This window comes from Nocardia cyriacigeorgica, assembly GCF_005863245.1.
Lineage (GTDB): Bacteria > Actinomycetota > Actinomycetes > Mycobacteriales > Mycobacteriaceae > Nocardia > Nocardia cyriacigeorgica_C.
Map to the genome: position 1 here is coordinate 173,225 of NZ_VBUT01000007.1, position 23,067 is coordinate 196,291.

A 23,067-nucleotide genomic window follows, 5' to 3' on the forward strand; every position below is an offset into this window, starting at 1 on the left:
GTTGAGGTACAGGCACAGACGAGAAACTGCCCGCGGGGATGGAATTGGCCATCGAAACGCGGGGCTGCGCTCCGATGTCCACCCCTCGCCAGCCCCGACGGGCAGCTCATTGGTGTGTCACCCTGTGCAGGGTGGCTCGGGCGAGCCGAACAGGTCAGAATGCCAGAGCTCACCCGCGCGCGCAAGCGCGAGCTCGGCGGACCCTTGCCGAAAAATTCGACGGCACAGCGGATTTCCCAGGTAGACGCGGGTGGCGAGGCAACTTGTCGGTGCGATGCGGTACAAATCCGGGGACCGACTGCAGGGGGCTCGAGGAGCGGGGGAAGTATGGAGCACGTGAGGCAGAGCCGGTGACTGCGCGCCAGAACCCGGCCGCGGCGCAACGGCGGGTGCGGGTGAGCGCGGGATTGGCCGAACTCGATATCTGGCTGGCCGACCAGGTGCGGACCGGGCTGGCGCAGTCGGATCGATCGTTCGGTGCGTTCGAGGCGATGGCGGCGCGCATGGTGGACGCGCAGGCGCCAGGGGTGGCGGCGATCCTGCGGCAGGTGCCCGCGGCCGTGATCACCCGCTCCGACTGGCCGCAGGTGGTGCTCGACCGGTACGCGCGGCTGCATCTGCTGGTCACCGCGCACCGCAGGCTCGACGAGCTCCCGCCGCCACTGGCCGCCAGCGTGCGCACCCATATCGGCTATCCCACCAGGACGGATTCGGTGCGAGCCGAACCCGCCGTCCGCGACCAATGGATGACTCTCGGCGTCCGCGTCACCGAGGACGAACGGCTCTACACCCGGCGCACCTGGCTGTACGGGCGGCGCAGCGGCCGCTGGGGGCTGCTGATCGACCACAGTTTCGGTTCGCCCGGCTTCGCCGTCGAAGCACCGGCACTGGGCATGATGGCCGAGGCCGACCTCCACTTCTACCCGGCGGCGGCGCCATTGCGGGCGCTGTGGGGCGCAACGCACGGTGGCGCCGAACCGTTCACCACGGTGCCGCGAGCGACAGGTCCCGGTATCGAGGCGGCCCTGAACCACTACGCCGACGCACTCGCTGCCGATCCATGGCTCGGCTCCTGGCCGATGCTGCTCGCCGACGTCGTACCGGTGCCCGGCGAACACGGCTGGCAACTGGCCGAATCCGGCGGCGCCGCGCTGCCACTGGCGACCGTCGAGCCGCCGTGGGACCTGCTCGGCGTCTCCGGCGGCCATCCGGTGACGGTCACGGCCGAATGGACCGACAGCGGCCTGCTGCCTTTGTCGGTGCTGGCCTCGAGTGAAGTGACCGATATCGGCACCGTGGTGAGCGGACCGGGCGGGCGCGGTGCGGTGGCCTCGGCCGAATTGGCCTCGGCGGCATTACTCGGCACCGCGCGCCGACCGCCACCGACCGCGGCGCTGCCTTCCCCCGTCGCCGCCGAGGTGCGGCGGTTGGACCACGATCCCGCCCTGCTTCTGCTCGAATCCGCCGCCCTGGATGCCGCCTTCGCTCGCGGTGGCGTGCTCCCGGGCCGCGCCGAGCTACCGGAACCGGCCGCGGACGATCCGCGCAGGCAGCTGCCGCGTGCCGCCGCCGAGCGGTTGAGCCGGCTGTTGCGCGACCGCTCGCGGTTCCTGCCCGAATGGTTGAGCGCCGCCGCGCCATTGGACTATCGCGTCCCCGAAGTGCTGTGCGCGCAACTGCTCGAGTACGCCGCGGGCCACGCCGACGCACGAGAACCCTTGCTGCGGCTGGCGGGAACGCGGGGCCGGTGGCTGGCGGAGCGAAATCCGGCCTGGCACACCTTGGTCCGCCATGGGGCGGCGGCGCCGGAGCCCACCGACTCCGAGGAGGCCTGGCGTTACGGGCAACCGGCCGAGCGAACCGAGTGGCTGGCCGCGCTGCGGCACCGCGATCCGGCTGCCGCACGGGCGGTGTTGCGGGCGGCCTGGGAATCGGAGTCCGGGCCGCTGAAGGCCGAGCTGCTGGCGGTTCTGAGAGACGGGATCGGCGCCGCCGACGAGCCGCTGCTGGAATCGGCGCTCGACGATCGTCGCGGCGACGTGCGCCGCACCGCGGCCGGGTTGCTGCGGCTGCTGCCGGAGTCGGCCTTCTCCCAGCGCATGACCGAACGCGCCAGGGCATGGGTGCGTATCGGCCGCAAGGCGCTGCACGCGCAGGTGACCATCGACCTACCGGACGAGCTCGATGCCGCGGCCCTGCGCGACGGCATCACCGATCGCACCGGCGAGTACAGCTATCGCTGGGCAGGCGCACCCGATGTCACCGCCGGGCGGCTACGGCATCTGGTGGCCGCCACCCCGCTCGCGCACTGGGCGCAGGTGTTGCATTCCCCGCAGCGCGCGACCGGCGCCGCCATCGACGACCGGTTCCGGCAACCGATGTTCGACGGCTGGGTCGATGCCACCCTCGCCGAACGCGATCCGCGCTGGGCCCGAGCACTGTTCGACGCCGGGGTGCCCTCGGACCTGGCCATGCTGCGGCGCCGCGAATTGTTCGGCCTGCTCCCGCCGGCCGACCGGACCCAGCATGTGCTGCGGCTCGACGGTGCCTGGTTGTCGGAGATCGAGGCGCTGCTACCGGCGATCGGGCACCCATGGCCGGAGCCGGCGGCCCGGCATGTGCTGCTGTTGCTGCAGGAACGGGCGCGAGCGGCCGAACGTCGTCCCGGCGCGCACGGCACCACACCGACCGCGCATCGGTCGTTGCTCACCGCCGCGTCGGTGCATCTGCCGCCGGCCGCGGCACCGCTGGCGACCACCCTGGCCCGGCGCTGCGGGGACCCGGCCTGGGCGCGGGCCTTCGACCGGCTCGCCGACGACATCATCACCCGATCGACGATGCTCGAGGAGTTGCAGTGACCACCACCGAATCCCATCTGCTGCGTCCGCACGCCGAACAGGCCTTCGCCGGCGAACTGCGGGCCCTGGCGGCCGTGGACGACCGGCCCCGGCCACCGTCGTGGCGGCTGTCGCCGTGGGCGGTGGTCACCTACCTGCTCGGGGGCACCCTCGACGACGGCACGGTGATCAGCCCGAAATACGTGGGCCCGCGCCGGCTGATGGAAGTCGCCGTGGCCACCCTGGCCACCGATCGGGCACTGCGCACCGGCGCCATCGCGCGGATCGAGGAACTCACCCGCATTCCCTCGGATGTGCAGGACGCGTTGATCACGGTGCTGTCGGAGAAGACGCTGCCGATTCCGGAACTCGGTGCGGAGGTGCAGGCCGCCAAGGGGTTCAATGTCATCGCCACCGCCAACGACCGCGACCGCGGGGTGAACGAGCTGTCCTCGGCGTTGCGGCGGCGCTTCAATACCGTGGTGCTGCCGCTGCCCGCGAGTGAGGAAGACGAGGTCGCCATCGTCACCCGGCGGGTCGCGCAACTGGGTTCGGCACTCGAGTTGCCCGAGGTACCCGCGGCCGCCGACGAAGTGCGCCGGGTGGTGCGAATCTTCCGTGAGCTGCGCGACGGCATCACCGCCGACGGACGGACGAAACTGAAATCGCCGTCGGGCACTCTGTCGACCGCCGAGGCGATCTCGGTGATCACCAGTGGTCTCGCGCTGTCGGCACATTTCGGTGACGGTGTGCTGCGTGCGGGCGATGTGGCGGGCGCGGTGCTCGGATCGGTGATCAAGGATCCGGTGGCCGATGCCGTGGTGTGGACCGAGTATCTGGAGGCCGTGGTCCGCGAGCGCCCGGAATGGTCCGATTTCTATCGCGCCTGCCGCGAGGTCGGCGGATGAGCGCAGCCACCGCCGATCCGGACACCGCCGACCCGGACACCGGCGAGCCTCGGACCCGGGTGTTCGGGATCCGTCATCACGGACCGGGTTCGGCCCGCTCGCTGCGCCTCGCGCTCGACCACTATCGCCCTGACATGATCTTGATCGAAGGGCCGGCCGACGCCGATCCGCTCACCGTCTTCGTCGACGACCCGGGCCTGGTGCCGCCGGTCGCCATGCTCGCCTACGTCCCCGACGCGCCGACCCGCGCCGCGTTCTGGCCGTTCGCGCAGTTCTCGCCGGAATGGCAGGCACTGCGCTATGCCACCGAACACGCTGTGCCCGTGCACTTTTGCGACCTACCCGCCACCACCGTGCTCGCGCTGGACGCCGAACCCGGCGACAACATCGACCCACTCGCCGAACTCGCCTCCGCCGCCGGATACGACGACGCCGAACGCTGGTGGGACGCGATCGTCGAATCGACCACCGACATCGACACTTTCGACGCGCTGACCGAGGCGATGGGCGCCCTGCGCGACAGCATCGCCCATGGCTCCCAACCGCCGCCCACCGATTCCCGCCTGTCTGCCGGATTCGACGGCACCGCTGCGGGCGCGGACTCCGCGACGAATTCGCGCCCGGCCGCGGCAGACCCGGATTCCGCGAACGGCGAGGAACCGACTCGCGGCGACGAAGAGCACGACACCACCGATTCCCGGCGCGGCGATCGCACGACCGGTGTTCGCCGCAGCAGTGAGCCGGGTGCGACGTCGCCGGCAATGCCTGCGGCGGGCATCGATGCGCACACCCTGCGACGTGAGGCCTACATGCGCCAGACCATCCGGAAGGCACTGAAGGACGGGGCACAGCGCGTCGCGATCGTATGCGGGGCCTGGCATGCGCCAGCGCTGGTCGAACCGCTGGGCCCCGCCGCCCCCGACGCGCGGCTGCTGAAGGGCTTGCCGAAGGTGAAGGCCCGGCTGACGTGGGTGCCGTGGACGCATTCACGGCTCTCCGCCGCCTCCGGATACGGTGCCGGTGTCACCTCCCCCGGCTGGTACCACCATCTGTTCACCGAGACCGAACAGCCCATCGCCCGCTGGCTGACCAAGGTCGCGGGTGCGCTGCGCAGGCACGACCTGCCGGTGTCGAGCGCGCACATCATCGAGGCCGTGCGGTTGTCAGAAACGCTGGCGGCGCTACGTGATCGGCCGCTGGCCGGGCTGTCGGAGGTCACCGAGGCCACCAGGGCGGTGCTGTGCGACGGCGATGAGAGCATGCTCCGATTGGTCGGCGCCGAACTGGTGGTCGGCGAGGCCATCGGCGCTGTCCCGGCTACTACGCCGACGGTGCCGCTGGACGCCGATCTGCGTGCCAGGGCCCGCACCCTGCGACTGAAACAGCAGCCCGAGTCCACCCTGATGGAATTGGATCTGCGCAAGGAACGCGACCGGCTCAAGTCCCGGCTCCTGCACCAGTTGCGGATCCTGGAGGTCGAGTGGGGCACGCCCACCGACAGCGAGGTGCGCGCCACCGGCACCTTCCGCGAAACCTGGACCCTGCGATGGGAACCGGAATTCGCGGTGGCGGTGATCGAGGCGTCACGCTGGGGCACCACCGTCGCCTCCGCCGCCGAGACCAAACTCCTCGATACCGCCGGTCGCGACGACCAGACCGTCGGCGATCTCACCGACGCACTCGGGCTGGCGCTACTGGCCGATCTGGGCGGCGCCGTCGGCGAACTCATCGGACGGCTGGAATCGGTGGCGGCACTGGACCACGACGTCACCCACCTGCTGGCCGCCCTGCCCGGGCTGGTGCGCACCCTGCGCTACGGCGACGTGCGCGGCACCGACACCGCGGCGCTCACCCACGTCGCCGACGGCATGCTCATCCGCATCTGCGCCGGCCTGCCCGGCGCGGTCACCGGCCTGGACACCGATGCCGCGCTGGAGATGCGCGCCCTCATCGACGCCGGGCACACCGCCATCCACATCCGTGACGACACCGAAGCGCGCGAGGCCTGGCTGGCGACCCTGCACCGCATCGCCGACCGCGACGACGTGCACGGCGCGATCGTCGGCCGCACGGTGCGGCTGCTGTGCGACGCCGACCGCATCGACCAGGCCGAATCCGCGCGCCGGCTCGCCGCGGCGTTGTCCATCGGCAGTTCCGCCGCGGCCAAGGCGGAGTGGATCGACGGTTTCCTCGGCGGACGCGGGCTGCTGCTGGTGCACGACCGCGAACTGCTGCGGCTGGTCGACGAGTGGCTGCGCACCCTCGACGACGATCAGTTCGTCCAGACCCTGCCGCTGTTGCGCCGGACCTTCGGCGCCTTCGAATCGGGCGAACGCCGCGCCATCGGTGCCGCTGTCCGCGACGGCGTCTCCGCCACCGCCGGTGCGGCGAACGTGCGGCAACTGGACCTCGACCGGGGCGCACGCGCGATGCGGGTGGTTGCCGAGATCCTGGGAGCACGGACATGAACGACTCACCCGATCGCACTCCGGCCGAGGCCGTCGACAGCGAATCCTCGGCTCGCCGTTGGCGTCTGGTGCTCGGCGCCGCGGCCGAACCCGAACTCGGCGGCCTCGGCGCGGCGGATGACGCCGCCATGGACGGCGCGCTGTCCACGCTCTACGACAGCGATCCACCCGCCGGTTCGGGCCCGCGCTCGGCCGGCTTGCAGGGGTCGGCGCCGCGGGTGGCCCGCTGGCTCGGTGATATCCGCACCTATTTCCCGTCGTCGGTGGTGGAGGTGATGCAGCGCGATGCCATCGAACGGCTCGATCTCACTCAGCTGCTACTGGAACCGGAGCTGCTCGAGGCCGTGAAACCGGACGTGCACCTGGTCGGCACCCTGCTCAGCCTGAACCGGGTGATGCCGGAAACCACCAGGTCCACCGCGCGGACGGTGGTGGAGCAGGTGGTGCGCGATATCGAGCGGAGGATGGCCGCGCGCACCGTGGCCGCGGTGAGTGGCGCGCTCGACCGCGCGGCACGGGTGAGCAGGCCGCGGCCTCGCGATATCGATTGGGATCGCACCATTCGCAAGAACCTGGCGCATTATCTGCCCGAGCAGCGCACCGTCGTCCCCGAACGGCTGGTCGGCTACGGCCGCCGCGCCAAGGCGGTGCGCCGCGATGTGGTGCTGGCCATCGACCAATCCGGCTCGATGGCCTCGAGCGTGGTGTACGCCTCGGTGTTCGGCGCGGTGCTGGCCTCCATGCGCTCGCTGCGCACCTCGCTGGTCGTCTTCGACACCGAGGTGGTGGATCTGACCGAGCATCTGTCCGACCCGGTCGACGTGCTGTTCGGCACCCAGCTCGGCGGCGGCACCGATATCAACCGCGCCCTCGCCTACTGCCAAACCCTGGTGACCCGCCCCGAAGAAACCCTGTTCGTGCTGATCTCCGACCTCTACGAGGGCGGCATCCGCGACGACATGCTGCGCCGCGTCAACGCCCTGAAGGAATCCGGCGTCCAGGTCATCGTGCTGCTGGCCCTGTCCGACGACGGCGCCCCCGCCTACGACCACGACAACGCCGCCGCCCTCGACGCCCTCGGCATCCCCGCCTTCGCCTGCACCCCCGACCGCTTCCCCGACCTCCTCGCCCTCGCCCTCAACCGCGGCGACATCCGCACCTGGGCCAACACCACCACAGGACGATCGTGACCGATAACGACCTGCCACTGCCGCCGAACCCGTGGCCGAACGGCCTGCCGGAACCATTCGTCTTCTCCGACGAACCACCCCTGCCCGGTATGCCGATTCCGGGCGAGGGTCTTCCGTTGCCACGGCCGTTGCCTCGGGAGTATGCGCGTTTGGCGGATATTCCGCCCACCACGTTCCCGATCGCACACGGGTGCCTGCTCGGTGGCGCCGTCGGTGATGCGCTCGGCGCCTCGGTGGAGAATCTGACGCTCAGCGAGATCCGGGAGCGGTACGGGCGGCGCGGGTTCCGCGGCAAAGTCGCCGAGTACAGCAATCAACCCACGGAGTTCACCGGCCGGACCTCGGAGGAAAGCCAGCTCGCGTTACTGGTGGTCGAGGCAATGATCCGGAGCAGCGTCCGCGCCAGGGAGCGTGGTACCGGTGGGCCGACGATCGCGATCTTGCAGTCGCTGTGCATTGAATGGCTACGTTCGCAGGTCGATTCGGTTCCGGATCAGGACTACCCACCCCACAGCGGCCTACTGGATCTGCCCGCTTTCGCCGAGCGTCGGGGCGCATCACGGACCGTCCTGAACGCCTTGCGCGCGGCGGCCGAGCGCGGTGGGCCGCGCCGCCCGCTCGGCACCATCACAGCACCGATCAACGACTCCAAGGGTTCCGCGTGCGCTGTTCGTGTGGCCGCTTGCGGTTTCCTCCCCAACCCGGCGTCCTCGTTCGACCTCGCCTGCGAGGCAGCCGCACTCACCCACGGCCATCCGAGTGGCTGGCTGGCCGCAGGTGCCTTCGCCGCGATCATTTCGGGTTTGTGGACCGGGCAGGACCTCGGTAGCGCGGTAGACCGGGCACGCACGGAATTGGCCCGGCACGAACACCACCACGAGGTATCGGAGGCACTCGCGCACGCCGTGCACCTCTCGGGTCGAGGTGAACCGTCCGCCGAGCAGGTGGAATCGCTGGGTGGCGGGTGGACCGCGCCGGAAGCCCTCGCCATGGCGACCTATACCGCGCTGGCTGCCGAGTTAGCAGGCGGGACGCCCAAGCAGATCGTCGAACGAGGCCTGTGCGCCGCGGTGAACCATTCCGGCGACAGCGACGCGACCGGGACGATGTGCGGAAATCTCCTCGGCGCACGCTACGGATATCAGGGCATCCCCGAAGCGTGGGCGGGCAAGTGTGAAATCGCCGGTCCGGTCTGGGAATTGGCGCACGATTTCAGCATCGAGTTCGGCCCTCGTCCGCCGAGCGATTCCAGCGGCTATATGGACTACGGCTGGATGGCCAAGTATCACAGCTGAGCGGACTCGGCTGGCGATAGCCGCCGTGCCATCGCCGGCCGAGTCCCTACAGGTCCGCGATGGCCGCCAGCGGTGGCGTCCGTGCCGCACGCACCGCGGGCCACAGGGCCGCGAGGACACCCACCACCGCGGAACCGATCAGCATCAGCACCAGTTGTCCCCAGGGGACGGCGATCTGGTCGAGGCCGAGGTCGCGGAGGGTGCGCAGGAATCCGACACCGAGGCCGAGTCCGAGGATCGCGCCGACGATGGCGCCGAAGACCGCTATCAGCATGGATTCCAGGTAGATGGTTCGGCGGACTTGGGCGCGCTGGGTGCCGACGGCACGCAGCATGCCGATCTCGCGGCGCCGCTCCACCACCGACAGCGCCAGGGTGTTGACGATGCCGAGGATGGCGATCACCACCGCGAGGGCGAGCAGGCCGTACAGGATGGCGAGCATGGTGTTGATCTGCCTGCCCTGTGCGCCCTTGAATTCCTCGCGGTCCTGCACCTGAACCAGCGAGGCCTCGGTGGCCTGGCCAGGGGCGGTGCCCGGTTCGTCGGCGCCGAACACCGACTGCACGGTGGCCTGTTCCAGACCGGTGCGCATGGCGGCGAGATCCGCGCCGGGTTCGGCCGCGACCAGAGCCAGCACGTTGATCCGCATGTTCGGTGGCATCACCTCGTCGAACACCGCGGGCGGCACCACCAGCGGACCCATCAGCGGCGACTTCCGGTAGATCCCGGCCACGGTGACGGGAATCTGCTTTTTGTCCATGCTGGTGAGCGTGATCTGCTGCCCCGCGCTCAGATCGTGTTCGGTCGCTTCGTCTTCGGCGACGAGGATGTCGCGTTCACCGAGGGTGCCGGTGCCGCTGAGGATGTCGTAGTTCAGCACCCGGTCCAATGGCCCGTCGGGTGAGGTGCCGAATTCCTCGTCGTCGTCGATCTTCACGCCGACGCCGCGAATCGCGACGACTTCCGCCACGCCGGGTACTCCGCGGGCGGCTTCCACCGCCGGCCCGGGCACGCCGATCGCCTGCGGCCCACCCATCTGTGGACCGGCCAGCACATAATCGGCCGCAACACCCTTGTCGACCAGCACACCGACGCTCGCCTTCGCCGACGCGCCGAGCATGCCGATGGCCGAGACCAGCATCAGCCCGAGGGTGAGCGCGAACGCCGTCGCCGCGGTCCGGCGCGGGTTGCGCACGGCATTGTTGCGCGCCATCGCACCGATCGGGCCGAACGGACGCAGCAGCAGGCCCAGCCCACCGACCACCGGCCGCGAGAGCGCCGGCGAGGCGAGCAGCACCGCGAAGATCAGTGCCAGCGCGCCGACACCGACGGTCGCCGCCGCCGTCCCGCCGGTCGACTGGGCGCCGACCACCACCAGCACCGCGCCGACCACCGCGAGCGCGAGCCCGAGCCAGGTGCGCACCCGCAATGATTCATCGGCCGAGGCGAATTCCTCGCGCATGGCCTGCACCGGCGGGATCTTCGCGGCCCGCCGCGCCGGCGCGTAGGCGCTGACCATGGTGACGAGCAGGCCGACCAGCAGGCCGACCAGGATGGTGCGCGGCAGCACCGCCATCGAACCGGTCGGCAGGCCGAGGTCGAAGGCGTTGAGCACGGCCGAGAGCCCGAAGGCCAACGCGACCCCGGCCGCCAGCCCGATGACGCTGCCGATCACACCGATGACGAAGGCCTCCGCGACCACCGAGCGCCCGACCTGCTGACTGCTCGCGCCGACCGCGCGCAGCAGCGCCAGTTCGCGCAAGCGCTGGGCGACGATCATGGAGAAGGTGTTGTAGATGATGAAGGTGCCGACGATCAGCGCGATCGAGCCGAAGGCGAGCAGGAAGTAGTTGATGAAGTTGAGCGCGTCGGAGATCTCGGCCTTCATCTCGGCGCGCACCTGCTCGCCGTTCTGCACCTTGTAGTCGGGGAAGGCGATGGCGATCTTGTCGCGCAGCTCGTCACCGGGGATGCCCTCGGCGGCGACGTCGACGTGGGCGACATGACTTCCGTCGGTGAACAACTTGCGGGCCTGGCTGTCCTCGAACAGCAATCCGATGAACCCACCGGTGTCGGCGGCGACGTCGTAGATGCCGGTGAGGGTGACCTCGAGCGTGCCCTGCGAGGGGACGAGGATCTTGGTCCGGTCCCCCACCTCGAGCCCGGCCCGCTCGGCTCCGCCGCTGTTCAAGGCGATCTCACCGGGCTGCGACGGGGGCGCGCCCGCGATGAACTTCTCGGGTTCGGAGATCGCCTGCTCCGGCGGCAGATAGGACTCGCCCCAACTCGGCGCGCCGCCGGTCTGCACGGCCTTCTTGCCTTCTGGATCGAGCAGCACCACCGCGCCGTTGACGCTGGGCGCGATGGCCCGCACGCCGTCCATCGCGGCGATCTTGTCCACCACGTCCTGCGGTACACCGAGCGACTGCCGTTCTTCCGGGCTGACGCGCACGTCCACGCCCCTGGCTTCGTCGGCGAAGATGCCGTCGAAGGTGCGCTGCAAGGTGTCGGTGAAGACGAACGAGCCCGCGATAAACGCCGTGCCCAGCACCACCGACAGCAATGTGAGCGCCAGTCGCACCTTGTGCGCGGCGAGGTTGCGCAAGGCGACCTTGCGCATCGGGTTGCCCGCCATCATTTGGTCTCCAGCGCCTTCATCTTGTCCAGCACCGATTCCGCGGTGGGGCCGCGCAATTCGTCGACGATGCGGCCGTCGGCGAGGAAGACGACCCGGTCGGCGAAGGACGCGGCGTGCGGATCGTGGGTGACGACGACGACCGTCTGCCCGAATTCGTCGACGGCGGTGCGCAGAATCGAGAGCACCTCACCGGAGGAGCGCGAATCGAGGTTGCCGGTCGGTTCGTCGCCGAAGATGATCTCGGGTTTGCCCGCCAGCGCTCGCGCGCACGCCACCCGCTGCTGCTGCCCGCCGGACAGCTCGCTGGGCCGGTGGGTCAGCCGGTCGGTGAGCCCGAGCCGCTCCAGCACCGTGTCGAGCCACTGTTGGTCGGGGGCACGGCCGGCGATGTCCAGCGGCAGGGTGATGTTCTCCAGCGCCGTCAGCGTTGGCACCAGGTTGAACGCCTGGAAGACGAAGCCGATGCGGTCGCGCCGCAGCCGCGTCATCTGTTTGTCCGACAGCTCGTTCAGGGCGGTGTCACCGATGCGCACCGTGCCCGAGCTGGCGCTGTCCAGCCCGGCCAGGCAGTGCATGAGGGTGGATTTGCCGGAGCCGGACGGTCCCATGATCGCGGTGAATTCGCCCTTGACGAATTCGGCCGACACCGAATCCAGCGCGGTGACCTGGGTGTCTCCGGTCCCGTACACCTTGGTCAGGTCTTCGGCGGTGGCCGCGACGACGGCCGGAGCCTGCGTCTGGGCCGGATCGATGCCAACGGCGTGCGAGGTCATGGTGACCAGTCTGTCGGCGTTCGCGCCGTCGCGCCATCGGGGAATCCACCCAGACCGCAGGGATGACCCGGCGAATCGTTCAGTTCGACGAGTTCAGCGGGGCCGACTTCCACCACGTCAGTACCTGATCGATGGTGCCGACGATGCCGTCGGTGTACATCAGGTACTGGGCGCGCTCGGGCTGACCGGTGAAGACGGTGATCATCTTCGGACCGTCGGAGTCGATCTTGTAGTTGGTGTAGGTCTGACCGCCGTTGGCATCGGAGGATTTGGTCGCGCTCGCGGGCAGCCCGTCGATCACCGCCTGCACATCGGCGGCGCTGTCGTAGACATAGAAGCGGTAGAACGGGTCGTCGTTGTCGGCGCCGCCGTAGCAGCGCCACTGCCAGCCGTAGTTGCCGAAATCGGGTTCGCCGGTCTCGGGTTCGGGTGCGTACTTCGGTTCGGTCTCCCAGCATTTGGCGTTGTGGTAGCCGACGTCACCGGTGCTCGAGGCCGGCACCATGGCCGGGAACTCCTTGCTGATCGAATCCGCGGTCGCCGGTACCGGGGCGACGCTGGTCGCGGTGGTCGTGGTCGAGGTCGAGCCGCTCGCCGAACTCGAATCGTTGCTCGCGACGGCGGCGACGATGCCGATGATCAGCACCAGCAGCAACACCAGGCCGACGCAGATGCCGATGATCAGGCCGGTGTTCTTCTTCGGCGCCTGCGGGGAGTACACCGGCGACATGGGCGGTGGCGACTGGTTGAACCCGGAGCGCTGGGCGTACGGATTCTGGTTGGCCATCGGCGGCGGTGCGGGCGCGTTGGGGCTGCTCGCGAAGGGCTGTGGCTGCCCGGTGCCGTGCGGCTGCTGCTGGGCGCCGCTCGGGTAGGGCTGTTGGTGGGTGCCGCTGCCGTGCGGCTGCTGGTGCGTGCCGCTGGGGAAGGGCTGCTGATGGGTCCCGCTGCCGTGCGGCTGGGCCGTCGCACCGCTGGTGAACTGCGCGTTGGCCGTCGGATACGGCGCCTGGGTCTGCCCCATGGCTGTGCGCGGCCCGCCCTGCAACGGCATGCCCTGCGCGGTCGGGCCCGCGATCGGCATGGCCGGTGAGCTCGGCATGCTCAGCGCCTGCTGGGCGGCGGCGGCGAACTCCGAGCAGGAAGCGAAACGATCGTCGGGCCGCTTGGCCATCGCCTTGGCCAGCACACCGTCGAGGGCCTGTGGCAGGCCGGGCCGCACCGAACTCAATGCCGGCGGCGGCGACTGGAGATGGCCCTGGATGACGGCGGCGGGGTTGGTGGCCTGGAACGGGCCGTGCCCGGTGAACAGCCAGAACAGCGTGCAGGCCAGCGAATACTGGTCGGAGCGGTGGTCCAGGGTCGCGCCGGTGAGCTGTTCGGGCGAGGCGTAGGCAAGGGTGGCGGTGAAGGTGCCGGTCTGGGTGAGGTGGCCGGTGTCGTCGCGCAGGCGGGCGATGCCGAAGTCGGTGAGATAGACCCGTTCGCCGCGGCCGCCCGTGGAGCGGGCCAGCAGGATATTGGCCGGTTTGACGTCGCGGTGCAGCACACCCATCCCGTGCGCGTAATCGAGCGCGTCGGCGGTCTCCTTGATGATCTGCACCGCGCGTTCGGGCGGCAACCTGCGCGGATCCACCGACGCGGCGTCGATGCCATCGATGTAGTGCATCGAGATCCACAGCTGCTCGTCTTCGAGCCCGCGGTCGTAGACGGTGACGATGCTCGGGTGGTCGAGCCGGGCGACCAGATCCGCCTCCCGTTCGAACCGCGCCCGCACCTCCTTGTCGAAGAACATCTCGCGGTTCAGCAGCTTCAACGCCGTCATCCGCGGCAGCCGCGGATGTTTCGCGAGGTACACCGAGCCCATGCCACCGCGCCCCAATTCGCGGTCGATGACATAGCCGGCGAAAACGTCGCCGTTGGCCAGCATTTCTGCTCCACTTCCCGCCGCTCACCGGGACCCACCGATGAACAGGCGTACAGGCAAAAAGAACACATGGTCGAACCTGTCTGGGCCCGACCACGGAAAGCACCGAAACCATAGCAGCAGTCGGGCACTCGGCCGCTGGTCGCGGGAGCCGGGCCGGGCGGCCGATCAGGCCGACTGCTCCGGTTCCGGGGGCCGGCGCGGCTGGGCCGGCGATCCACCGAACGGTGCCCGGCCGGTGCGTCGCGGGGCGCCTGGCAGGTCGATCACCGCCGGGGTGGGTGGTCGCCGCGGCGGCGGTCCGCTCTGCTGCGCCGGCTGCGGGATCGGCCGGGTACCGGGTGGCGGCGCGTCGCCCGAGTGGTGCTGCCCGCCGTGCGGTGGCGGAACGGCACCGGGCCCGCCATAGGGGCCGTTCGGCATCGGAGCGTGCTGGTGCGCCGGTCCGGACGGGAACCGGTGGTCCGGCCGTGATGCGGGTCCGCGCGAGTGCGGCACCACAGGTTGGCCGGTCGGTGAACTCGGAGGCGGCCCTGGCGGTGCCACCGGGTGGCCGGTCGGCGAACTCGGTGGCGGCCCGGGCGGCGGCGCGGCGTGTCGCGGCGGGGCGGGATGTGGCGGCATCCCCGGATAGTGCGGGCCGGGCACCCGGCCGTGCGGATGGCGATGCAGGGCGACACCACGCGACGGTGGAGCCGGATGGTGCGGCGGCGCGGGATGACGGGCAGGCGATCCGGGATGGCCGTGGTGGCGGCCCGGTGCCGCGGCATGACCGTGCGCCCCGGGATGGGCCTGCGGTGCGGCCAGGTGCGCGCCGTGCGCGGGCAGCCATCCGGTGTACGGCGGCGGCGCCCCGGCACTGCCCAGTGCCCGGCGCGCGGCGGCGGCGAATTCGGTGCAGCTGTCGAAACGGTCGGCCCGATCCTTGGCCAGCGCACGGGCCAGCACATCGTCGAGAGCCGGCGGCAACCCTGGCCGGACCCGGCTCAACCGCGGCACCGGGGCGGTGAGATGACCGTTGATCACCGCCGCCGGGCTCGGCGCCGCGTAGGGCGAATCGCCGGTCAGCAGCCAATAGAGCGTGCAGGCCAGGGAGTACTGGTCGCCGCGATGATCGAGCTTGGCGCCGGTGAGTTGTTCGGGGGCGGCGAAGGCCAGGGTGGCGGTGATGGTGTCGGCGGAGCTGAGTGTGGTGTCGCTGTCGCGCATACCGGCGATACCGAAATCGGTGAGCAGCACCCGTTCCGGCTGCCCGATCGGCGCCTTGGCGAGCAGGATGTTGGCCGGTTTCACATCGCGGTGCAGCACCCGATTGGCATGCGCGAAATCCAGCGCGGCCGCGGTCTCGGCGATGATCTGCACCGCGCGTCCCGGCGCGAGCACATTCACATCGGCGATGGAGGCATCGGCGCCGGGGACGAACTGCATCGAGATCCACAGCTGCCGGTCCTCGGCGCCGCGGTCGTAGACGGTGACGATATTCGGGTGATCCAGCTGGGCGGCCAGGTCGGCCTCGCGTTCGAAACGGCGGCGGATCTCGTTGTCGGTGTAGAGCTCCCGGTTGAGCAGCTTCAGCGCGGTCAGCCGGGGCAGCCGGGGATGCTTGGCCAGATAGACCGTGCCCATACCGCCGCGGCCGAGCACCTTGCGGATGGTGTAACCCACGAACTCGTCGCCAGGCGCCAGCACCGTACACACCCCCCTCTCCGGGTCGAATCCAATCCTACGGATGTATCTCCTCGACCCGCCAGGGCGCAACACCGGCGAAGGGTGTCGGTGGTGGTCGATATGGTGACTGCATGCGCATTGGAGCACATGTCCGGCTCGACAGCGATCCGATCGGCTGGGGTGAGAAACTCGGCGCCGATCTCATCCAGTTGTTCGTCGTCGATCCGCAGAGCTGGGATAAACCACAGCCGCATCCGCGGGCCGAGCAGATCCTGGCCAGCCCCATCGATGTGGTGGTGCATTCGTCCTATCAGATCAATGTGGCGAGCCTGAACAACCGGCTGCGCATGCCCTCGCGCAACGCCGTCGCCCAGCAGGCGAAGGCCGCGGCCGATATCGGCGCGTTCGGCCTGGTGGTGCACGGCGGGCACGTCCGCTCCGACGATGAGATCGAGGCGGGGATCGTCAACTGGCGCAAGCTGTTCGAACGCCAGCAGGACAAGGGCGGTTTCGCGGTGCCCATCCTGATCGAGAACACCGCGGGTGGAAACCACGCCATGGCACGGCATTTCGACTCCATCGCCCGGCTGTGGGACGCGGTCGGTGGGTTCGGTGCCGGCTTCTGCCTCGATACCTGCCACGCCTGGGCGGGTGGGGAAGACCTGGTCGGCGTGGTGGAGCGGATCCGCGCGATCACCGGCCGGATCGATCTGGTGCACCTGAATTCCTCGCGCGACGAGTTCAATTCCGGCGCCGACCGGCACGCCAATTTCGCCGACGGCACCATCGACCCGCAGCTGCTGGCCGAGGTCTGCCGCACCGCCGACGCGCCGGTGATCCTGGAGACCCCGGCCGAGGGCGTCGCCGACGATATGGCGTATCTGCGCGAACACGTCGGCTGAGAATCTCGGCGGCGTTGGGATCAGGCCGACCGTAAACCTGTCGATGCGGGCGGTGCGGTGGTGTGCTCGCGGTATCAACATCCGCTCTCCCGCGAAGGTGCCTCATGACCGTCGACAACGCCACATCCGCCGCCACCGTCTCGGTGGTCAAGCTCGGTTCCCGCATCGGTGCCCGGATCGACGGTGTCCGGCTCGGCGCTGATCTGGACGCCGCGACCGTCGCCACGATCCACCGCGCATTGCTGGAACACAAGGTGATCTTCTTCCGCGGCCAGCAGCACCTCGACGAGGACGGCCAGTACGCGTTCGCCCAGCTGCTCGGCAGCCCGACCACCCCGCACCCAACCGTCACCTCGGCGGGCGTCAAATCGCTTGCCATCGATTCCGAACGCGGCCGCGCCAACAGCTGGCACACCGACGTCACCTTCGTCGACCGGATTCCGAAGGCGTCGATCCTTCGCGCGGTCCGGCTGCCGAGCTACGGCGGCTCCACCACCTGGGCCTCGACCGTCGCCGCCTACGAGTCGCTGCCCGACCCGCTCAAACTGCTGGCCGAGAACCTGCGCGCGGTGCACACCAACGCCTACGACTACGCCACCCGCACCGGCACCGAACCCACCGATCCCCAGCGCGAGTACCGGGCCGAGTTCGAGTCGACGCTGTACGAGACCGAGCATCCGGTGGTGCGGGTGCATCCGGAGACCGGCGAGCGGGCGCTGCTGCTCGGCCATTTCGTCAAGAATTTCGTGGGGCTCTCGGCGACCGAATCACAGGCGTTGTTCCGGTTGTTCCAGGATCGGGTCACCAAGCTCGAGCACACCGTGCGCTGGAACTGGTCCGACGGTGACGTCGCGATCTGGGACAACCGCGCCACCCAGCACTACGCCGTCGACGACTACGACGATCAGCCGCGCAAGCTCACCCGGATCACCCTGGCCGGCGATATCCCGGTCGGCGTCGACGGGGCCCTCAGCACCGTCCGCACCGGTGATGCCGAGCACTACTCGATCATCGACGTACCCCGGCCCGCCGCTGCCTGACCGGTCAGGGTCCGGAGGCGGCAGCGCAGCATCACCACGCAGGACCCCCCGGGCAGGCGCCATCGAACACAGCTGCCTGACCGGTCAGGGTCCGGAGGCGGCAGCGCAGCATCACCACGCAGGACCCCAGGGCAGGTGCGATCAGATACCGCCTGACCTACCGGACACGACCCGCCCGGCGGAGGCGAACGCCGGGCGGGCGCGCCCATGGTTCACACTGTTGGCCATGAGCATCAGGCCCCTGGACGGTGTGCGCGTCCTGGAACTCGGCAATTATGTGGCCGCACCGACCGCCGGACGTATCCTCGGCGATTTCGGCGCCGAGGTGATCAAGGTCGAACGCCCCGGGACCGGCGACGAGCTGCGCAATTGGCGGCTATACGGCGGCGACACCTCGATGCTCTATCGCACCATCAACCGCAACAAGAAGTCGATCACGCTGGATCTGCGCACCGAGGCCGGGCGGTCGGTGGTGCTCGATCTGGTGCGCCACTGCGATGTGCTGCTGGAGAATTTCCGGCCCGGCATGCTGGAGAAATGGGGCCTCGGGCCCGAGATTCTCGAGCAGGCCAACCCAAATCTGGTGATCACCCGCATCTCCGCGTACGGCCAGACCGGCCCGCTGGCCGGCCGTCCGGGTTTCGCCGCGGTGGCCGAGGCCGTGGGCGGGCTGCGGGAGCTGGTCGGCGACCCGGATCGTCCGCCGGTGCGGGTGGGTGTGTCGATCGGCGACTCCATCGCCGGTATCTACGCCGCGTTCGGCACCGTGATGGCGTTGTTCCAGCGTGAGCGCAGCAGCACGGCGGTGCCGCTGGAGCAGCGGGTCATCGATGTGGCGCTCAACGAGGCCATTCTGTCGGTGATGGAGTCGCTGGTTCCGGACTATCTGGCCTACGGCATCAACCGCGAGCGGGTGGGCGGTCGGATGGAGGGCATCGCACCGAGCAATGCCTATCCGTGTTCGGACGGCACCAGCATCATCATCGGCGGTAACGGCGACGCCATCTTCCAGCGCTACATGAAGGTGATCGAACGCCCCGACCTCGCCGCCGACCCGGAACTCCAGGACAACGCGGGCCGCTGGCGCCATCGCGACCGCCTCGACGCCGCCATCGGCGAATGGACGATCCGCCATACCCGCGAGGAGGCGCTGCGCATCCTGGAAGAGGCCGCGATCCCGTGTGGGCCGATCTACACCGCGGCCGATATCGTCGCCGACGAGCAGTACGCGGCGCGCAATATGATCCAGCACTTCCCGGTCGACGTCGGCGAACCCGAACCCAAACAGGTGGGCTTCACCGGCATCGTCCCGGTGATCGGTGACCGGTCGCTGCCGATCCGGTCGGTGGGCCCGGATCTCGGCGAACACACCAGGCAGGTGTTGACCGAGCTGCTCGGCATGAGCGAGCCCGAGGTCGACGCCCTCACCGGCGCGCGGGAGCAGGAGGCGGCCTCGTGAGGCGCCGCCGTACCCCGCGCCGCCCACCGGCGCGCGGCAGCTGGGAGCTGAAGGCCCCCGAACACCGCCGCCCGACCGTGCACCCGAACCCGGCGGGCATGAACGAGAAGCCGTGCGGCGGGGTGATGTGTGTGCCGCCGCAGGCTCAGGACAAGCGGGCCCCGCGATGGCTGTGAGCGCCGCGCCGCTGCTGCGCGATGTCACCCTGCGCGACGGCCTGCAATTGACGGGTAAGCCGTTGCCGGTCGAGCACAAGGTCGAGATCGTGCGCCGGCTGCTGGCGCTCGGTGTGCCCGCGCTGGAGATCGGTTCGCTGGCGCGCCCGGATCTGGTGCCGCCGATGGCCAACAGCATGGAACTGGTCGCGGCGCTCACGCCGGAGGAACTCGAGCGCTGCTGGCTGTGGGTGGCGACGCCGCGTCATGTGGAGAAGGCCGCCGCGGCGGGCGTGCGTAATTTCCAGTACTGCTTCTCGGTGTCGGATGCGCACAACCGCGCCAATATCGGTCGCGATACCGAAGCCAGCGTGGCCGCCATGCCCGACGCCGTGCGGATCGCCCGGGAGGCGGGCGGGTCCATTCAGCTGTGCCTGGCCACCGCGTTCACCTGTCCGTTCGACGGCCCGGTCGATCCGCGGCGGGTGCTGGCCATCGCGGCCGATCCGCGCACCGAGGGCGCCGATGACATCGTGCTCGCCGACACCCTCGGGCAGGCCTATCCGGCGGAGGTCGCCGCCTTGGTGAGCGCGGTGCGCGAGCGAACTCCGCAGCGGCGCATCGTCTTCCACGGTCACGACACCTGGGGTATGGGCGTGGCGAACTCGCTGGCCGCGATCGGTGCGGGCGCCACCATGGTCGACGGCTCACTGGGTGGGCTCGGCGGCTGCCCGTTCGCGCCGGGCGCCAGCGGCAATACCGCCACCGAGGACCTGCTCTTCGCCACGCGCCCGGACTGGTTCACCCCTGCCGTGCTGGCCCAGTTGGCCGGGCTCACCGAGGAAATCCTCGGCGAACTGGGCGAACCGAACCGCTCGCGCACCACGCAGGGCGCGCGTTCGGAGGCACGGGCGTTCGACTGGGTGATCCGGGAGCCCTGACCGGGCGGCGACTCGCGGCCGCTCAGCGACTCGCCCGATCGCACCGACACCGGCCCTCGCCGACTGCCGTCAGACGGAGGCCGCTTGCCGCGGCGGTCCGGCTGCCGCGGAGACCGCACTCGGGTCGGTCCTCAGCGAGGTGCGACGCCTGGTAGCCCGGCGAACAGCACCTGGAATACCGATGGTCCGTTCAGGCGCAGGGTTGTCGTCGGTGCGTACGGGTCGGATTCGGCGGTATCGGTCACCACGTACGGTGCGTGCGAGCCTGGCACCCGGTCCAGGACGCCGTCACATCGCGGCCCGCCCGTCGCGTTGACCTTCGGCAGATCCTCCGGGAACTTGTAGGCTTCCCCGCCGTACATGAAGCTGGCGTTGAAGATCGCGCCCGGCTTCACGCCGCCGATCATCGCCTCGGCAAGTGGCAGCGCCCGCACCAGGCCGACGATCACGCAATTGAGCACCGGCCGGTATTCGTGCAGCAATTCGGCCGTGGGCAGCAGCAATTCGAGCCCGGTGGCCAGCGGCTGTTCACTCTCGGCCAGCACCGCGCCGGTGGTGTCGGCGAGGCCGATGAGATCGAGCAGCAGGGTGTCCATCTCGGCGGTGTGCGTACTGACGGTGCCGCTGGTGGCGGTGGCATTGCCGAGGGTGCGCAGTAGGTCGGGCGCGGTATCGGCGTAGGTCTCGGTGACCTGGGCCGCGCTCGCCATATCGCGGCGCAGCGCGGGCAGGTGCGGGTTGATCTCGCGCAGGTAGCGGTCGGCGTCGGCGAGCAGCTCGCCGATGGTCGCACCGCGTCCGTGCAGCGCGGTGCCGATGGCGGTGAGGGTGGCGTTGAGCTTGGCGGGATCGATCTTGCCGAGCACGTCGGTCAACTGCTGGAAGACGGTATTGAATTCCACGGTCACGTCCTGGGCGCGCACCACCGCCCCCGGACGCAGCGGCGCCGATGACGGGCGCGCGGACGCCACGAAGTTGACGTACTTCGCGCCGAATACCGTGGTGGAGCGGATATCGACGCTCGCGTCGGCCGGCACCAGCCCCAGCAGATCCGGATCCACTTCGAGCCGCAACCGCACCCGGTCCCCCGCGTGTTCGATGCCCGCGACCCGGCCGATCTGCGCCCCACGGAAGCGCACCTTGGCGTCCGGGTCGAGCACCAGTCCGCTGCGCGGCGCCTCGACGATGACGCTCGCCGTCGTCGCGAAGCCACCGGCATACATCGACCAGGTGAGTACCAGCACCCCGACGAGGCCGAAAACCATTCCGGCCGCGGCGATTTTCCATCGCAGTAGCTGCCACGTGACACGTAGCAGCACGAAACGTTCGGTCCCGGTGTGTTGTCTCGATTCCACCGCTCACCCGCTTACCGACGAACCGGTACGGCACTGCCGTCTTGCGGATCGGGCGCGATTGTCGATCGCTTGCCCGCTCCAGTTGTGTCGTAGTACTGTCCAGACACGTGTCCATCATATGTCTGGACAGTGATCACCGGGAGGTTTTCGATGACTCTGGTGCAGCCGCAACGAGTTTCCGGCGGCGACTCCGAATATGGCCATCTCGACGAGTTCCGGGTCGACCCGATCGCGCTGATGCGCCGTGTCCGGGAGGAATGCGGCGATGTCGGCGCGTTCGAACTCGCCGGCAAACGGGTCATCCTGCTGACCGGGGCCGAGGCCAACGAGTTCTTCTTCCGCGCGGGCGATGAGGATCTGGATCAGGGGGCGGCCTATCCGTTCATGAAACCGATCTTCGGTGAGGGCGTTGTCTTCGACGCCAGCCCCGAGCGCCGCAAGGAAATGCTGCACAACCAGGCCCTGCGCGGCGATCAGATGCGCGGGCACGCCGCGACCATCGCCGCCGAAGTGGATCGGATGGTGGCGAACTGGGGTGATTCGGGAGAAATCGACCTACTCGACTTCTTTGCCGAATTGACCATCTACACCTCCTCGGCCTGCCTGATCGGGGTGAAGTTCCGCAATCAGCTCGACGGCCGGTTCGCGCAGCTGTATCACGATCTCGAACGCGGCACCGACGCGCTGGCCTATGTGGATCCCTACGCTCCGATCGAGAGTTTCCGCCGCCGCGATGCCGCGCGCCGGGAACTGGTGGCGTTGGTGCAGGAGATCATGGACACCCGTGCGGCGAATCCGCCCGCCGACGCCAGCGATCGCGACATGCTCGACGTGCTGGTCTCGGTTCCGGGCGAGGACGGGAAACCGCGATTCAGCGCCAGCGAGATCACCGGCATCTTCATCTCGATGATGTTCGCCGGGCATCACACAACCTCGGGTACCGCGGCGTGGAGCGTCATCGAATTGCTGCGGCACCCCGAGCAGTTGCAGAAGGTGGTGGCCGAGCTCGATGAGCTCTACAGCGACGGCTCGGACATCAGTTTCGGTGCGCTACGCCAGATTCCGCAGCTGGAAGCAGTGCTGAAGGAGACGCTGCGGCTGCATCCGCCGCTGATCATCCTGATGCGGGTGGCGCGCGATGAATTCGATGTGTGCGGTAGCCGGATCGAGCCCGGCGATATGGTCGCGGCGAGCCCGGCGATCTCGAATCGGATCGCCGAGGATTTCCCGGACCCGGACACCTTCGATCCCGGCCGCTATATCGATCCGAACCAGGAAGACATCATCAACCGGTGGACCTGGATTCCGTTCGGCGCGGGCCGTCACCGCTGTGTCGGCGCCCCGTTCGCCTTGATGCAGTTGAAGGCGATCTTCTCGATTCTGCTGCGGGATTGGGAATTCGAGATGGCGTTGCCCTCGGAGCAGTACCGCAACGACCACAGCAAGATGGTGGTGCAGTTGGCGAAGCCGTGCACGGTGCGCTACCGCAGACGACGGAAATGAACGATGGG

At 69.4% G+C, this 23,067-nt stretch carries 16 protein-coding genes; 11 read left to right on the top strand and 5 right to left on the bottom strand.

Going from position 1 to position 23,067, the window contains the following annotated elements; translation table 11 throughout:
• The first annotated feature begins 350 nt into the window (after positions 1–350).
• Genes FEK34_RS19145 through FEK34_RS19165 form a run of 5 tightly spaced genes read left to right on the top strand, consistent with a single transcriptional unit; the run spans position 351 to position 8,698 of the window.
• The gene (locus tag FEK34_RS19145) at positions 351–2,858 is read left to right on the top strand and encodes a DUF5691 domain-containing protein (protein ID WP_138449437.1); all 2,508 of its coding nucleotides are present in this window, start codon (positions 351–353) and stop codon (positions 2,856–2,858) included.
• Entirely contained in the window at positions 2,855–3,745 is an 891-nt protein-coding gene (locus FEK34_RS19150; RefSeq protein ID WP_138449439.1) for an AAA family ATPase, read from the top strand. The genes FEK34_RS19145 and FEK34_RS19150 overlap by 4 nt, the downstream gene beginning before the upstream one ends.
• A complete protein-coding gene (locus tag FEK34_RS19155) occupies positions 3,742–6,213 on the top strand; it encodes a DUF5682 family protein (RefSeq protein WP_138449442.1) in 2,472 nt (823 codons plus the stop codon). Before FEK34_RS19150 ends, FEK34_RS19155 begins: the two co-directional genes overlap by 4 nt.
• Positions 6,210–7,403 (top strand): VWA domain-containing protein, encoded by a 1,194-nt coding sequence (locus FEK34_RS19160; protein ID WP_138449444.1) that lies wholly within the window; start codon positions 6,210–6,212, stop codon positions 7,401–7,403. The genes FEK34_RS19155 and FEK34_RS19160 overlap by 4 nt, the downstream gene beginning before the upstream one ends.
• A complete protein-coding gene (locus FEK34_RS19165) occupies positions 7,400–8,698 on the top strand; it encodes an ADP-ribosylglycohydrolase family protein (protein ID WP_212748785.1) in 1,299 nt (432 codons plus the stop codon). Before FEK34_RS19160 ends, FEK34_RS19165 begins: the two co-directional genes overlap by 4 nt.
• Before the next feature lie 46 nt (positions 8,699–8,744).
• Here FEK34_RS19165 and FEK34_RS19170 read toward each other — a convergent pair whose 3' ends face one another.
• The 4 genes from FEK34_RS19170 to FEK34_RS19185 all read right to left on the bottom strand — a co-directional run bounded on the left by FEK34_RS19170 (position 8,745) and on the right by FEK34_RS19185 (position 15,725).
• The gene (locus FEK34_RS19170; RefSeq protein WP_138449877.1) at positions 8,745–11,333 is read right to left on the bottom strand and encodes an ABC transporter permease; all 2,589 of its coding nucleotides are present in this window, start codon (positions 11,331–11,333) and stop codon (positions 8,745–8,747) included.
• On the bottom strand, positions 11,333–12,109 hold the full coding sequence (locus tag FEK34_RS19175) for an ABC transporter ATP-binding protein (protein ID WP_138449446.1): 777 nt from the start codon (positions 12,107–12,109) through the stop codon (positions 11,333–11,335). The genes FEK34_RS19170 and FEK34_RS19175 overlap by 1 nt, the downstream gene beginning before the upstream one ends.
• A 79-nt stretch (positions 12,110–12,188) precedes the next feature.
• On the bottom strand, positions 12,189–14,039 hold the full coding sequence (locus FEK34_RS19180) for a serine/threonine-protein kinase (protein WP_138449447.1): 1,851 nt from the start codon (positions 14,037–14,039) through the stop codon (positions 12,189–12,191).
• A gap of 165 nt (positions 14,040–14,204) precedes the next feature.
• Positions 14,205–15,725, bottom strand: coding sequence for a serine/threonine-protein kinase (locus FEK34_RS19185; RefSeq protein ID WP_138449449.1), 1,521 nt, complete (start codon positions 15,723–15,725; stop codon positions 14,205–14,207).
• A gap of 110 nt (positions 15,726–15,835) precedes the next feature.
• Here FEK34_RS19185 and FEK34_RS19190 point away from each other — a divergent pair, with 110 nt between their 5' ends.
• The 5 genes from FEK34_RS19190 to FEK34_RS19210 all read left to right on the top strand — a co-directional run bounded on the left by FEK34_RS19190 (position 15,836) and on the right by FEK34_RS19210 (position 20,201).
• A complete protein-coding gene (locus FEK34_RS19190; RefSeq protein ID WP_138449451.1) occupies positions 15,836–16,606 on the top strand; it encodes a deoxyribonuclease IV in 771 nt (256 codons plus the stop codon).
• A 104-nt stretch (positions 16,607–16,710) separates the two neighbouring features.
• Positions 16,711–17,646: a TauD/TfdA dioxygenase family protein gene (locus FEK34_RS19195; protein WP_138449453.1), complete on the top strand. Its 936-nt coding sequence runs from the start codon at positions 16,711–16,713 to the stop codon at positions 17,644–17,646.
• A gap of 226 nt (positions 17,647–17,872) precedes the next feature.
• Positions 17,873–19,105, top strand: a complete 1,233-nt coding sequence (locus FEK34_RS19200; RefSeq protein ID WP_138449455.1) for a CaiB/BaiF CoA transferase family protein — start codon at positions 17,873–17,875, stop codon at positions 19,103–19,105.
• Positions 19,102–19,281 carry a hypothetical protein gene (locus tag FEK34_RS19205; protein WP_138445802.1) on the top strand — a complete coding sequence of 60 codons (180 nt, stop codon included), beginning with the start codon at positions 19,102–19,104 and terminating at the stop codon, positions 19,279–19,281. Before FEK34_RS19200 ends, FEK34_RS19205 begins: the two co-directional genes overlap by 4 nt.
• Complete coding sequence (locus tag FEK34_RS19210; protein WP_138449457.1) at positions 19,272–20,201, top strand: hydroxymethylglutaryl-CoA lyase; 930 nt, start codon at positions 19,272–19,274, stop codon at positions 20,199–20,201. The genes FEK34_RS19205 and FEK34_RS19210 overlap by 10 nt, the downstream gene beginning before the upstream one ends.
• Before the next feature lie 131 nt (positions 20,202–20,332).
• Here FEK34_RS19210 and FEK34_RS19215 read toward each other — a convergent pair whose 3' ends face one another.
• Positions 20,333–21,466, bottom strand: a complete 1,134-nt coding sequence (locus FEK34_RS19215) for an MCE family protein (protein WP_138449879.1) — start codon at positions 21,464–21,466, stop codon at positions 20,333–20,335.
• 240 nt (positions 21,467–21,706) lie between these two features.
• Here FEK34_RS19215 and FEK34_RS19220 point away from each other — a divergent pair, with 240 nt between their 5' ends.
• Positions 21,707–23,059, top strand: a complete 1,353-nt coding sequence (locus FEK34_RS19220) for a cytochrome P450 (protein WP_138449459.1) — start codon at positions 21,707–21,709, stop codon at positions 23,057–23,059.
• Positions 23,060–23,067: the final 8 nt, after the last annotated feature.